The organism is Tenacibaculum aquimarinum (assembly GCF_022478115.1).
Taxonomy (GTDB): domain Bacteria; phylum Bacteroidota; class Bacteroidia; order Flavobacteriales; family Flavobacteriaceae; genus Polaribacter; species Polaribacter aquimarinum_A.
On record NZ_JAKGSC010000010.1, the window covers coordinates 1 to 14,090 of the forward strand.

Consider the following 14,090-nt stretch of genomic DNA (forward strand, 5'->3'; position numbering starts at 1 on the left):
CCAGAAGTAGCATCGCTAGAAGAATCATGGTAGGTTACTGTGTAAGCTAAAGGATCTTGAGAACCTAAAATAGCTGCAGTTTGACTTTCTAAATCGAAAGATTGTATAACTCCGTTTGAGCCATCTCCATCTACAAAATCATCACATAATTCATATTCATTATCAGGATTAATATCATTTGCTACTGGAGTTGGAGAAACGTTTAAATTAATATAAGGCCCTAATCCTAGACAACCATTATCTAAATTATTATCTACACGAACATAAATTTGTTGTGTGTTTGGATAACCGATATTTCTATAATTTGTAGCATCCGTAATTTCATTAGTTTCAGCAAGAGCATCAGCTTCATTTCTATAAAAGGTAACAGTAACAACTTGCGTTGTAAACATAGCTTCAATTGTAGCTCTTACATATTCAAAGTTAAATGTTGTTACACCATCAGAGTCATCATTATTTGCGTTATCATTTCCATTTATATCTAGAAAATCATCACAATTATTGATGTTTTCAGAAAAAGTGCTTGGCACTTGAGAAGCAGTTACTAATAAATTTACAGCAATGTCATTAGAACATAATGTAGTATTGTCTGTAACTCTAACATAAACAACATCATTAGGTGTGTTTGTATTTGTATAAGCAGTATCGTTTGTTATTACTGAAGTATATGCTGCATCTGAATAATATACAAAAGTTTCATTTGTGTAATTACTAGATATTAACTCATTGGCTTCTGTAAGGTTAAATGCAGAAAATCCATCAGTATCATCATCACACTGTTTTAATTCAATTGAATTTAAAACGGGTAACGAATTTATTGTAAGTGTTATAGCATTTGATGTTGCTTCGCAAGAGCTTCCAGATCTAAACATTCTAACTCTATATTGATTTGTGTCAAAGCTAGAAGGAGCGTCAGTTATTGTTAATGCTGTAGAAGTTTCATTACTGTAATTTACATCTGCAACTACATCGTTCCAATTGATGCCATTGTCAGTGCTAACTTGCCAAATAAAAGTGTCTGCTGTTGAATCAATGGTAATATTAAACGTATCATTTTCACAATGAGTTGTGTCTTCAAAAGTTGTATTTAGTATTGGTGTGCTAAAAACTGTTATTTGAAAGTTAGTAAACTGCGGACATAAATCAGGATTACTTACATTGTGTATTCTAACATATATTGTTTGGTTTGCAGCAGTATTTATGTAATTTCCTGTAATATTTGTTCCGGTAACATTGTCTATGGCAGCTTGAGAAGTTTCAAAATATAACACTTCAAAATCTGTTGTACTTTGCGTTAATAATACATCAGGTGTTACTTCTGTTTCAAAATTAAAAGTGGCTGTTGTGCCTCCAGAAGCATCACATTTTTCAATTGTACTTACTGGGTTGGCAACTGGTAAATCTAAAACTCGTAGAAAAAAACTTTGGTCAACTGTACACATAGTGTTTAATGTGTTTTCTACTCTAACAAAGATTTCTTGATTATAGCTAGTTGTGTTGGTAAATGTTGTGTTTTTGTCAATAACATCTGTAGTTGCATCTGTTTGTGCGCCACTTTGTGTTGTATGATAACTAACCGAATAATCTGTGGCAGATAAAGTTCCTAAAATTTCAGCATCTTTATCAATAAATTGAGAAAAAGTATAAATCCCGTCAGTAGAACTACCAGAAACAGCATCGTCACAAACTATAATATCAGTTGCAGTTGCAGGTGTAGGTTCTATAGCATAAGTTACTTCAAAATCAGTTATGGTATCACAACTTAAATCGTCTTCTATAGCTGTATTAAAAACACGTGCCCAAAATTGTTGAACACTATTGGTTGTAAAATTAAAACTAGTAATTTCTCCAGTGTTAGCATTTGCATCTGCTAAAGATGTATAATATTTAACATCTACACCTATTTGGGTACCAATAATAGTTGCAGTTTGTGTTGTTAAATCAAAAGTTTCTCCGGCACCATCTGTATCACAAATTTCAATAGAAGTTGGTTGTGTTGCTGTTGGTGGAGGTACAAATGTAATTTCTACTTCATGTTCTGTTTCTTGGCTGTTTGTATCTGTGATTTTAACCTGATAGTTACCAGAAACATTATTGTTTATAGTTAAAGTTGCGTTTGTTTGTGCAGGAATTAGAGGTTGAAAACCCATTCCATCATTTGTATCTAAGAACCATTCATACGAGGCTGCAGTACCAGTAGTCGGAGTTGCATCTAAAGTAACAGTACTTGGTGGGGTAGTTTCACAAACTGTTTGGTCTGGTCCTAAAGCAGTTTCTACAATTGAGCAATCTAAAGGATTTCCTCCTCCATCATCAATTAAACTTCCTGTCCATTCTAGTGTAAAAGAATCATTTCCACCTTGGAAACTATTTATTAATAATAAATATTCTTCACCAGCATTTACTGTGAAAAAAGGTGTGTAAGAACTTCCAGCAGCACCAGCTGGAGGATTACCAGCACCTGTAGTACCGTTTCCTGCTAAACCATCATAATTAGAGATACCACAATCTCCAGCTCCTGTCCAATTAACCGGATTACCTAAACTACCACAACTAGCGTTTGGCCCATATAAAGCAAAATCCCAATCATCAGGGTCTTCACCTGGTCTCGGTGTTGTAGGTATAATATTAAAACCTACTTCTCCTGATCTAGAAGCTTTAAAGCGAAACCAAATTGAGTTTCCCTCTACTGTATTAGGATTGTTGATGTCTGGATTACCACCAGCACCTAGGCAACCAGAAGCACTTTGACCAGGAAAATCATCAGTTCCAATACCATCTACAGTATAGTTTTGACTTCCAGTTTCACATACAGCGATTGCGTTGCTACAATCTGAAATTTGTGAGTAAGAAAATTGATTAAAAGCTATACTTAAAACGAATATTAATATAATTTTATTCTTCATAATAAGTCTTTGTAATTACTTTTTTATAGTTTATTTTATTGTCTTTTAAAAGAATAAAACTATAAGTTCCTTTTGGATAATTTGTAAAACGATGTTTCATAACATGCACTTCTTCAATAACTAACTCTTTTTCAAAAAAAACTTTATTTTTTTCATCTACTATTTTTAAGGTATAATTTCCTTTTTCTGAAACTTGAGTGACTATAGATGAGGTTCCTAAGATTGTTTTAGGAGAAACTTCAATTCTAGTCTTTTGAGAAAATAGATTAGTGAATGTTAGCAAAGTAATGAATAATAATATAATTCTCATTTCAATAATATTTATCTACGAATTTATTAATTTCTATTGTATTCATCATTAGGTAAAAACTCTTTTTTTTATTAACATATTTTAATTATTTTATTTTCCATGGAAAATAAAATAATTAATTGTAACTTTGTAAAGAATTTAAAATTTATAAAGAATGAAAACTAACAAAATAATTTTCTATGCATCAACAGGTTTATTAACCGTAATGATGCTAATGTCTGCGGGTATGTATTTTTTTAATTATGAAGAAGTAGCAGGTATGTTTACTAACTTTGGCTATCCGGCATATATAATTCAACCATACGGAGTTGTTAAAATTTTAGGATTAGTTGCCTTATGGTTTTTTAGAGGTAAATTTATAAATGAATGGGCGTATGCAGGTTTTTTCTTTGCATTTATTTTAGCTTTTTTCGCACATTTTATGATTGGTGATGGAGAACAATGGGGCGCTTTAATAGCAATGGTTTTATTACTAGTTTCTTATTTCTTTGGTAAAAAAGTACAAAATGGATAAACTTACAACAAGTAAAGTAGTTTTAACGGATAAAAATTATTTAGCCGAAGCTAAAATGAGAAATCATTTTGCAGTTATTGATGAACCTGTAGCTTCTGGAGGAGACGACAGTGGTCCAACTCCAGTTGAGTATTTACTAACAGCAATTGGTGGTTGTGTTTCTATTACACTAAGAATGTACGCAAAACGTAAAGGTTGGGATTTAGGAAAAATAACAGTAAATGTTACCCAAAACGAGCAAAAAGAATTAATTGAAGAAATTTCTTTTGAAAAAGAAGTAACGGAAGAACAACGAAAAAGACTCCAAGAAATTGCTGGTAAATGTCCTGTAGCTAAAATGGTGAAAGGAGAAACAGCAATATCTACAAAAATTATATAAATGAAAAACATAATAGCATTTGCAGGAAGCAATAGTAAAAACTCAATAAATAAACAATTAGCAACATATACATCTAGTTTAGTAGAAAATGTAGCTGTTCAAATCTTAGATTTAAATGATTTTCCATTACCAATCTACGGAATAGATGAAGAAACTGAAAAGGGAATTCCGGCTAACGCAAACAAGTTTTTAAGTTTAATAGAAAGTTCAGATGGAATTATAGTGTCATTAGCTGAGCATAATGGAAGTTATACTGTTGCGTTTAAAAACTTACTTGATTGGATGTCTCGTATAGATAAATCAATTTTTAAAAATAAACCAATGTTGTTAATGGCAACTTCTCCAGGGGCACGTGGAGGTAAAACTGTTTTAGAAACTGCAAAGAATGCATTTCCTCGTTTTGGAGCAAATCTTGTAGCAGATTTTTCTTTACCAAGTTTTTTTGATAACTTTAAAGAAAATGAAATAACAAATGAAGCTTTAAACTCACAATTAAAAGAGTTGGTAGCGGAATTTAAAAATTAATAAATCAGAAATATGGAAGTTATAATTTACGGTAGAAAAGGACATGCACACACAGTTGCTTTTAAAAATCACTTAAGAATGTCAGACATTCCTTTTGTGTACAAAGATGTAGCTGTAGATGCAGAAGCTAAAAAACATACTAAAGAATTATACAATGGTGCTTTAAAATACCCAACCATAATTATTGATGGAGAAGTTTATTTAACACCAACTTCAGATGAATTTAATAAAATTATAAAAGAAGCAGGTTTAAAATAGAACTATTATAAACTGAATACTGAATACTGAATACTGAATACTGAATAATGGGAGATATTTCTAAAGACATACAATCCACTTTTAAAAATCATAAAGTAAAAGCATTTCTTAACATAAAATACACTGCTAATTGGTTAAGCAGCAATGAAAATACTTTTTTTAAACCTTTCGGAATTTCTCCACAGCAATACAATATCTTGAGAATTTTAAGAGGAGCAGGAGAAAGAATGAAAGCGCAAACTGTAAAAGAGCGCATGGTAGAAAGAGCTCCTAATGCTACACGATTAATGGATAAGTTATGCGAAAAAAGTTTAACGATAAGAGAACGTTGTGAGCACGATAAAAGAGTGGTTTACGTAACAATTACTGATAAAGGATTATCTCTTTTGTCTGAAATAGATAAAGTGAGCTCAGAGTTAAATATTTTAAAGAATCTAACAGAAAAAGAAGCAAAACAATTAAGTGATCTTTTAGATAAAATTAGATAATAATATTAACTAAAAATGAAAAAAATAATTCATAAAGCAGAAAGTAGAGGTTTTGCAGATCATGGTTGGTTGCAAGCCAATCACTCATTTAGTTTTGCAAATTGGTTTGATAAAGAGCGAATTCAATTTGGGGCATTAAGGGTTTTAAATGACGATTTAATTGCTCCGTCCATGGGTTTTAGTACACATCCGCATCAAAATATGGAAATAATTACAATTCCATTAAGTGGTAAGTTAAAACATAAAGACAACTTGGCTAATGAGTGGTTAACAGTTGAATCTAATGAAGTTCAGGTTATGTCTGCAGGAACGGGTGTTTATCATTCAGAAATGAATGCATCTGTAAATGAACATTTAAGCCTATTTCAACTTTGGATTTTACCTTACAAAGAAGGAGTTTCTCCTCGTTATGATCAAAAGGTTTTTAATTCAGAAGATCGAAAAAACAAACTTCAAATAGTAGTAAGTTCTTTTGATGATGAAGAAAATTCAGGTTTAAAAATTCATCAAAATGCACAAATTTCTCGATTAGATTTAGAAGAGAATATAGAATTTAAGTATCAGTTTAAATATAATAACTCTGGTGTTTATTTAATGAATATTTCGGGTAAAATACTTGTTGATAGTACTTTGTTAAAGCAACGAGATGCAATTGGACTTTCTGAAACTTCAGATTTTACTATTAAAGCTCTAGAAACTTCAGAATTACTTTTAGTAGAAGTTCCAATGTTATAATCTTTCTTTTTTAGTATTAACTTATTTCTTTATATTGCAACTTATTATGCGCGCATAATAAATTTCTTAAAATAATATAAAGAAGATGAGCAAATACAAACACATTTTTGAACCCTTAGATTTAGGTTTTACAACTTTAAAAAATAGAATTCTAATGGGTTCTATGCACACAGGTTTAGAAGAAGAAAAAAATGGATTAGAACGTATTGCAGCTTATTATGCAGAACGAGCAAAAGGAGGTGTTGGTTTAATTGTTACAGGTGGTATTGCGCCAAATGTACAAGGTTGGACCGGGCCATTTTCTGCAAGAATGAGTACAAAAAAGCACGCACGCCATCATAAAATAATTACAGATGCGGTACATAAAGAAGGCGGTAAAATTTGTATGCAAATTTTACATGCTGGACGTTATGGTTATCATCCTTTATCTGTTGCTCCTTCAAAAATACAATCACCAATAACTCCGTTTAAGCCTTTTGCATTAAAACAATCTGGTATAAAACGAACAATTAGAGATTTTGTAAACTCTGCAAAACTATCTAAAGAAGCAGGTTATGATGGAGTTGAAATTATGGGTTCAGAAGGTTATTTAATTAATCAATTTATAGCAAAAAGAACCAATAAAAGAACAGATAACTACGGAGGTTCTTATGAAAACAGAATGCGTTTACCAATAGAACTTGTAAAACAAACAAGAGAAGCCGTTGGAGAAAACTTTATAATTATTTACCGCTTATCTATGTTAGATTTGGTTGAAAACGGTTCTTCTTGGGAAGAAGTTGTTCAATTAGGTAAAGAAATTGAAAAAGCTGGAGCAACCATTATTAATACAGGTATTGGTTGGCATGAAGCAAGAATTCCTACAATTGCTACCTCAGTTCCTAGAGCCGCATTTACTTGGGTTACCAAAAAAATGAAAGAAGAATTATCGATTCCGTTAGTTACTTCAAATAGAATAAATATGCCAGAAACAGCTGAAGAGATTTTAGCAGAAGGTCATGCAGATATGATTTCTATGGCGCGTCCATTTTTGGCAGATCCAGAATGGGTAAATAAAGCTGAACAAGAAAGAGATGATGAAATTAATACATGTATTGGTTGTAATCAAGCTTGTTTAGATCATGTTTTTGAGCAAAAAGTTGCAAGTTGTTTGGTAAATCCAAGAGCTTGTCATGAAACTGAATTAAATTACAATCCAACTGATAAAAAGAAAAAAATAGCTGTAGTTGGTGCTGGTCCTGCTGGTTTAGCAGCTTCTACAGTAGCAGCACAAAGAGGGCATGAAGTAACACTTTTTGATGGAGATGCAGCAATTGGCGGACAGTTTAATATTGCTAAACAAATACCGGGAAAGGAAGAGTTTTATGAAACTATCCGTTATTTTGGTAAACAATTAGAGTTACATAATGTTACTGTAAAATTAAACACACGTGTAAATGCTGATGATTTGGCAAAAGGAAATTTTGATGAGGTTATTGTAGCAACCGGAATTTCACCAAGAACACCAAGAATTGAAGGAGTTGAGCATAAAAAAGTATTAAATTACATTGATGTTTTAAAGCTTAAAAAGCCAGTAGGAAAACGTGTTGCCGTTATTGGAGCAGGAGGAATTGGTTTTGACGTTTCTGAATATTTAGCACATGAAGGCGAAAGTACTTCTCTAAATATTGATGCTTGGTTAAAAGAATGGGGAATAGACAAAAGCTTAGAAGCACGTTCTGGTATTGAAGGAATAAAAGCTGAAGCACATCCTTCACCAAGAGAAATCTTTATGTTTAAACGTAGTAAAGGAAAATTTGGAGGAAACTTAGGTAAAACTACTGGTTGGATTCATCGTTCTACGTTAAAGAAGAAGAAAGTTCAATTTATAAATGAAGTACAATACACAAAAATAGATGATGAAGGTTTGCATTATGTTCAAAATGAAGAACAAAAAGTGTTGGCTGTAGACAACGTTGTAATTTGTGCGGGTCAATTACCGTTTAAAGAGTTAGTGGAACCTTTACAGGCAAAAGGAATTATTACGCATGTAATTGGTGGTGCAGATATCGCTGCAGAATTAGATGCAAAACGTGCAATTAACCAAGGAAGTAGGTTGGCAGCTGAAATATAATAAAAGCGTTATTTTTGTTCCTCAATAATTTATAAAATGAAAAAAATAATAATATTATTTCTAATATTACAACAATATTTTGTGTTTGCGCAAGAACCGCCAAAGATGTTAAAATATAATGCGAAAAATGCGTCAAATGTTTTTTATTATGATGAAGATGAGGTTTCTAAAAAAATAAAAATTAAAAAAGACAACACAAAATCAATAGTAACAAATGCTTTAAAAGTATATAATGATAAAATTAGAGTTATAACTTTTTTAAATAATCAAAAGTTTCAAGAACTAGATGTTATTGTTAACACAATGGGGAAAGAAGCTAGAAATAATCCAGATTTAAGTAAAAGAATTAGACAACGAATAGAAATAGTTGTTTTGCCTATTAGAGATTCTATAAAGAAAAACGAAGAGATATTAAACACAACTTTACAACCTGCCTTAACAGAAAAACAGTTTAAGAGGTGGAAAAAATATCAAAAAAGGAAGAAAAAAGAATTACGCCCTAAACAACCTAAAAGAGAAGAGCAACAAACATCTAGGCCCAGAAATAATAGAAGACTATATTAATTATAAATCCTGCTTTATTGCAGGATTTATAGTTTTTAAAAATTAAAGAGTATTTTTATCAAACAAATTACAAAACATTAAAATGAAATCATTTACAATTCAAGAAATTAATTCATTAGTTAAAGGTGAATTAATAGGTGCTTGTGCAGAGAATATTTCTGCTCCAGAGCAAATAGAAAAAGCAATAAAAGGTCAAGTTACTTTTATTGGAAATAGAAAATTTGCTCGTTTATGGGAAAATTCTAATGCAAGTGCAGCAATTATAGATGAGAAATTAGATCTTGAGCCAGGAGAAAACAAAGCACTAATTAAAGTTAAAAATGCCGATTTAGCAATGGCAATTCTTTTGGAAGCTTTTGAGCCAGCATCACCAAGTTTTAGCGTAGATATTCATCCAACTGCTGTAATTGATAGTTCAGCAAAAATTGGTGAAGGTTGTAAAATAGGTGCAAACTCTTACATTGGTAAAAATGTAGTTTTAAAGGATAATGTAATAATATATCCTAATGTTTCTGTTTTTGATGATACTACAATTGGTAATAACACAACTATTTGGTCTGGAACTGTAATCAGAGAAAGAACAGAAATAGGAAGTAATTGTATTTTTCATACAAATGTAAGTATTGGAGCAGACGGATTTGGTTATAGACCAAGCGAACAAGGTTTAACAAAAATTATTCATATTGGAAATGTTGTTATTGGTAATTATGTAGAAATTGGAGCAAACTCTTGTGTAGATAGAGGTAAATTTAGCTCAACTATTTTAGGAGACGGTTGTAAGATTGATAATTTAGTGCAAATTGGACATAATTCTGTTCTTGGAAAGTTCTGTATTATGGCAGGAAATAGTGGTTTAGCGGGTTCAGTAACTTTAGGCGATGGTGTTGTTATTGGCGGTAGCGCTTCTATAAAAGACCATACAACAATACATTCAGGTGCTACCGTTGGTGCTGGTTCTGGTGTTATTGCAGATGTGCCTGCAGGTAAAACGGTAGTTGGTTATCCAGCTGCAGATGCAAGAGAAAAAATGAAAGAATGGGTAGCAATTCGTAGACTTGCAAGAAGTTAAAGAAGTCTTACTTATTTTCTTTTTTATTGGGTTTTTCTTAACTAAAAATTTGGTTTATCCTAACAGTAGTAATAATAGCATAAATCTACTTTTGTAGATTATTTAAAAATATAAAAATGAAAAAAATAGTATTTGCTTTAGTTTTATTTCAAAGTGTTTTTCTTTTTTCTCAAGGAAGAGGAGGAAGAGGTGGAGGAGGAAGATCCCAACAAGGAGGTAATGAACAACAAGAACGTCCAAAACCTGAAAAATTTGTTGCTAAAGATGCAGCTGGTATTTTTTATTATGAAGAAGATAAAGTAATAAAAAAGATAAAGGTTAAAGACGATGATTTAGAATATAAAGTAGTTAAATCTTTAAAAATCTATAACAATAAGATTAAAGAGATTTTATTTTTAAATTCAGAAAAGTTAGATGGTTTAGATTTAATTATAAATTCAAAACCACAACAAAGAACCTCAGTAGATGATAATGAATCTAAAAATGATATACGCTCAAGAGTAAGAGAAATTATTAAACCAATACGTGATGAGGTAAATGAAAATGAGCTAATCTTAAATGAATCTTTAAAAGGTTTATTGTCAGAAAAACAACTGAAAAAATGGTTGAAATATCAAAAGAAAAAGAAAGAAAGTCTTCAGCCAAAAGAACAAGGGAATACTAGTAGACAAAGAGGTAATGGTCAAGGACGTGGACAAAGACAAAGATAGTTTTGCCAATATTTAAAGTGGTTTCAATCTATATTAATACCTAAAAAGTGCTTTATTTTTCAGATATTTGCGATTCAACTTATTTAAAAAACTAATTAATTATGGCAATGAATAAAAATACAGTTTTAGGCTGGGCAACACTATTAATGTTAATTATGGGTGTTGTGTTAATCTTAATGGGTATTTATAGATATACTGAAGTAGCTGGTTGGGGTTTTGCAACCGTTGGTATAGGTTTCTTCTGTATTGCTTGGGTGTTTAACGCCTTAAAAGGAAGGGTTTAAATTCAGTATTTTATATACTATTGTAGTTTTAACAATAGTTTCAATTTTAAATTATTTAATAAAAACATATTATGTCTGACGATAAAAAAGTCATTTTTTCCATGAATAAGTTGTCAAAAACTTATCAATCAACAGGAAAACAAGTTTTAAAAGATATTTATTTAAGTTTCTTTTATGGAGCAAAAATCGGAATTTTAGGTCTTAACGGATCTGGTAAATCAACTTTATTAAAAATTATAGCAGGAGTAGAAAAGAATTATCAAGGAGATGTTTCTTTTTTACCTGGTTACAGAGTTGGTTATTTAGAACAAGAACCTCAGTTAGATCCTGAGAAAACTGTTTTAGAAGTTGTAAAAGAAGGTGTTGCAGAAACTGTTGCAATTTTGGATGAGTACAACAAAATTAACGACATGTTTGGTTTAGAAGAGGTTTATTCTGATGCCGATAAGATGGAAAAGTTAATGGCGCAACAAGCCGATTTACAAGATAAAATTGATGCAGCAAATGCTTGGGAATTAGATACCAAACTAGAAATTGCAATGGATGCATTAAGAACTCCGGATTCTGATAAGAAAATTGGTGTTTTATCTGGAGGAGAAAAAAGACGTGTTGCACTTTGTAGATTGTTATTACAAGAACCAGAAATTTTATTATTAGATGAGCCAACAAACCACTTGGATGCAGAATCTGTACATTGGTTAGAGCATCATTTAGCACAATATAAAGGAACCGTAATTGCCGTAACGCATGATAGATATTTCTTAGATAACGTTGCCGGTTGGATTCTTGAATTGGATAGAGGAGAAGGAATTCCTTGGAAAGGAAATTACTCTTCTTGGTTAGATCAAAAATCTACAAGAATGGCGCAAGAAAGCAAAACAGCTTCTAAACGTCAAAAAACATTAGAACGAGAGTTAGATTGGGTTCGTCAAGGAGCAAAAGGTCGTCAAACAAAGCAAAAAGCACGTTTGAAGAACTATGAAAAGTTGATGAGTCAAGATCAAAAACAAACTGAAGAAAAATTAGAAATTTATATTCCAAATGGTCCACGTTTAGGAACCAATGTTATAGAAGCAACAGGAGTTTCTAAAGCATTTGGAGATAAATTATTATACGATAATTTAGAGTTTAACCTTCCACAAGCAGGAATTGTAGGAATTATTGGGCCAAACGGTGCTGGTAAAACCACAATTTTTAAAATGATTATGGGTGAAGAAGCGCCAGATAGTGGAACTTTTAATGTAGGTGAAACTGCTAAAATTGCGTATGTAGATCAAGCACACTCTAATATTGATGCAGATAAATCTATTTGGGAAAACTTTTCTGACGGACAAGATTTAGTTATGATGGGAGGAAAACAAGTAAACTCTCGTGCATATTTAAGTCGTTTTAATTTTGGTGGAAGCGAGCAGAACAAAAAAGTTTCTTCACTTTCTGGTGGAGAAAGAAATAGATTGCATTTAGCAATGACCCTAAAAGAAGAAGGTAACGTTTTACTTTTAGATGAGCCAACAAACGATTTAGATGTAAATACTTTAAGAGCTTTAGAAGAAGGTTTAGAAAACTTTGCAGGTTGTGCCGTAGTTATTAGTCACGATAGATGGTTTTTAGATAGAATTTGTACACATATTTTAGCTTTTGAAGGAGATAGTAATGTTTATTTCTTTGAAGGTTCTTTCTCTGATTATGAAGAGAATAAAAAGAAACGTTTGGGTGGAGATTTAATGCCAAAACGTATTAAATACAGAAAATTGATTAGGTAATTCTAGTTGAATATTTTATAAAAAAAAAGCAGTTAATTTAATTAGCTGCTTTTTTAGTTTACAATAGTTTTATCATCCTCTTTTGTAAAAACATATTTATTAATAATATATTCTGTAATTGGGTTTAATTCTTTTAATGTTTCTGGATGAATTCCTCTTTGTGTAAAATATTCCATTTTTCCTTTAAATGATTTTCCGTACCAAACCTGAGGTTTTCCATTTTTAAAAAAAGGAGTTTCTTTTGTAGCTTCTATTTTTTCAAAATCTTGAATATTGATATTATAAATAGCATTATCTATACTATTTTTTACTTTACAAGAACTTTTTTTGAAACGAGTATCTTTCCAAATAATACAAGTTTCTAATTCATTCTTATAGTTTTTAATGATGAAAAAAAACAGTAAAAAAGTAGTTGCTACAGAAAGAGTAATAATGAGTTTTTTATGTTGCTTTAGAAATGATTCTTTATCATTTTGATAAAAAAAATGGGGTTCATTTTGTTTGCTAATTTCTTCTTTTGATTCCTTTTTTGATTCATATTCTTCAAAATCTTTAAAACCTATATACTGAGACATAAAGTCTAAAAGATATTTATTTGGTTCCTTAACAATTACCTGTTCTTTTTCCTCAACATATTTATTATATAAACGTGTTGCTTTTTTAACACTAATATAATTTTTATCAATAGAGGTAACTTTTTGTAGTTCTTCTACCCAAAAAGTGGCTTTGGCATTTTTGTTCTTCTTAAGTTCCTTTTTCTCAATCTCATTAAAAAAATCAATTATAAGTACTTTAATCATAGTAAGTTGTTTTGTTGTCCAAAAATAGACATTTTAGACAAAACAGGGTTAAAACTGTCTAAAATTAGACAAATTAGACTTGCTTCTAAATTGTCCAAATGTTGGCTACTCGTAACTTAAAATCACTTCCGATATTTGTAATAGAAATAGTTTCCTAGAAAAAATAAGAGAACTATTACTGCAAAAAACTGAATGCTATAGTGTTGTTTTTATTGAATTGGGAAAACAAATTAATAACACTATTTCATTCTACCACTTCCCGCAAAAGAGGCGCGCGACTCTTTTAAATTTTAATGTGTTGTGAACAACAAACAAGCTGAATTATAAAATTCGGATAGCAACACTATTGTTTAATTTTTAAAAGAATAATAATGAAAAAAGTGTTTTTAGTATTCGCAATGTTATTTGCAACCGGAGTTTTTACATCTTGTACAGATTTAGATGAAAATTTAGAAAATGAACCTACGGAAGTAGAAACTTTAGCAACTGGAGGTGAGGATAGTCATATTCCTGATGATGATGATGATGATGATGATGATGATGATTTTGGAGGAGGAAATTAAAATTTTTTAAACCAGGATTTATAGTATTTTAGAGGAATGAAATTGAAAACCTTATTCCTCTTTTTTTTTATCTCTTTTTTGAATAATAACCTGTTTTGTTTTCAAGAAC

At 30.9% G+C, this 14,090-nt stretch carries 15 protein-coding genes and 1 pseudogene; 13 read left to right on the top strand and 3 right to left on the bottom strand.

Features of this window, described 5'->3' with window-relative positions:
• Both L1S33_RS12765 and L1S33_RS12770 read right to left on the bottom strand, forming a co-directional pair.
• Positions 1 to 2,906: pseudogene (locus L1S33_RS12765) on the bottom strand (hypothetical protein); the annotation flags it as partial.
• Positions 2,896 to 3,216 carry a hypothetical protein gene (locus L1S33_RS12770; RefSeq protein WP_240562618.1) on the bottom strand — a complete coding sequence of 107 codons (321 nt, stop codon included), beginning with the start codon at positions 3,214 to 3,216 and terminating at the stop codon, positions 2,896 to 2,898. The gene L1S33_RS12770 and the pseudogene L1S33_RS12765, both read right to left, overlap by 11 nt.
• 154 nt (positions 3,217 to 3,370) lie before the next feature.
• On the opposite strand from L1S33_RS12770, the gene L1S33_RS12775 reads away from it, so the two are divergent.
• From L1S33_RS12775 to ettA, 12 genes are all read left to right on the top strand, one after another.
• A complete protein-coding gene (locus tag L1S33_RS12775) occupies positions 3,371 to 3,730 on the top strand; it encodes a DoxX family protein (RefSeq protein WP_240562619.1) in 360 nt (119 codons plus the stop codon).
• Complete coding sequence (locus tag L1S33_RS12780) at positions 3,723 to 4,109, top strand: OsmC family protein (RefSeq protein WP_240562620.1); 387 nt, start codon at positions 3,723 to 3,725, stop codon at positions 4,107 to 4,109. The genes L1S33_RS12775 and L1S33_RS12780 overlap by 8 nt, the downstream gene beginning before the upstream one ends.
• Positions 4,110 to 4,634 (top strand): NADPH-dependent FMN reductase, encoded by a 525-nt coding sequence (locus L1S33_RS12785; RefSeq protein ID WP_240551916.1) that lies wholly within the window; start codon positions 4,110 to 4,112, stop codon positions 4,632 to 4,634.
• Between the two features lie 12 nt (positions 4,635 to 4,646).
• Positions 4,647 to 4,892: a glutaredoxin family protein gene (locus L1S33_RS12790; RefSeq protein WP_240562621.1), complete on the top strand. Its 246-nt coding sequence runs from the start codon at positions 4,647 to 4,649 to the stop codon at positions 4,890 to 4,892.
• A 47-nt stretch (positions 4,893 to 4,939) separates the two neighbouring features.
• Positions 4,940 to 5,380, top strand: coding sequence for a MarR family winged helix-turn-helix transcriptional regulator (locus L1S33_RS12795; protein ID WP_240562622.1), 441 nt, complete (start codon positions 4,940 to 4,942; stop codon positions 5,378 to 5,380).
• Positions 5,381 to 5,395: 15 nt separating this feature from the next.
• Positions 5,396 to 6,115, top strand: coding sequence for a pirin family protein (locus L1S33_RS12800; RefSeq protein WP_240562623.1), 720 nt, complete (start codon positions 5,396 to 5,398; stop codon positions 6,113 to 6,115).
• A gap of 85 nt (positions 6,116 to 6,200) precedes the next feature.
• Positions 6,201 to 8,228 (top strand): NADPH-dependent 2,4-dienoyl-CoA reductase, encoded by a 2,028-nt coding sequence (locus tag L1S33_RS12805; protein ID WP_240562624.1) that lies wholly within the window; start codon positions 6,201 to 6,203, stop codon positions 8,226 to 8,228.
• 36 nt (positions 8,229 to 8,264) lie between these two features.
• Complete coding sequence (locus L1S33_RS12810) at positions 8,265 to 8,792, top strand: hypothetical protein (protein WP_240562625.1); 528 nt, start codon at positions 8,265 to 8,267, stop codon at positions 8,790 to 8,792.
• 82 nt (positions 8,793 to 8,874) lie between these two features.
• Positions 8,875 to 9,861 carry a UDP-3-O-(3-hydroxymyristoyl)glucosamine N-acyltransferase gene (gene lpxD / locus L1S33_RS12815; protein WP_240562626.1) on the top strand — a complete coding sequence of 329 codons (987 nt, stop codon included), beginning with the start codon at positions 8,875 to 8,877 and terminating at the stop codon, positions 9,859 to 9,861.
• 116 nt (positions 9,862 to 9,977) lie between these two features.
• Positions 9,978 to 10,571, top strand: coding sequence for a hypothetical protein (locus L1S33_RS12820; RefSeq protein WP_240562627.1), 594 nt, complete (start codon positions 9,978 to 9,980; stop codon positions 10,569 to 10,571).
• Positions 10,572 to 10,672: 101 nt separating this feature from the next.
• Positions 10,673 to 10,855 carry a CAL67264 family membrane protein gene (locus L1S33_RS12825; RefSeq protein ID WP_240551923.1) on the top strand — a complete coding sequence of 61 codons (183 nt, stop codon included), beginning with the start codon at positions 10,673 to 10,675 and terminating at the stop codon, positions 10,853 to 10,855.
• 71 nt (positions 10,856 to 10,926) lie between these two features.
• A complete protein-coding gene (gene ettA, locus L1S33_RS12830) occupies positions 10,927 to 12,618 on the top strand; it encodes an energy-dependent translational throttle protein EttA (RefSeq protein ID WP_240551924.1) in 1,692 nt (563 codons plus the stop codon).
• A gap of 53 nt (positions 12,619 to 12,671) precedes the next feature.
• Here the strand turns inward: ettA and L1S33_RS12835 are convergent, their stop codons facing one another.
• Positions 12,672 to 13,418: a hypothetical protein gene (locus L1S33_RS12835; RefSeq protein ID WP_240562628.1), complete on the bottom strand. Its 747-nt coding sequence runs from the start codon at positions 13,416 to 13,418 to the stop codon at positions 12,672 to 12,674.
• A 371-nt stretch (positions 13,419 to 13,789) separates the two neighbouring features.
• Here L1S33_RS12835 and L1S33_RS12840 point away from each other — a divergent pair, with 371 nt between their 5' ends.
• Positions 13,790 to 13,981, top strand: coding sequence for a hypothetical protein (locus L1S33_RS12840; protein WP_240562629.1), 192 nt, complete (start codon positions 13,790 to 13,792; stop codon positions 13,979 to 13,981).
• The last annotated feature ends 109 nt before the right edge of the window (positions 13,982 to 14,090 follow it).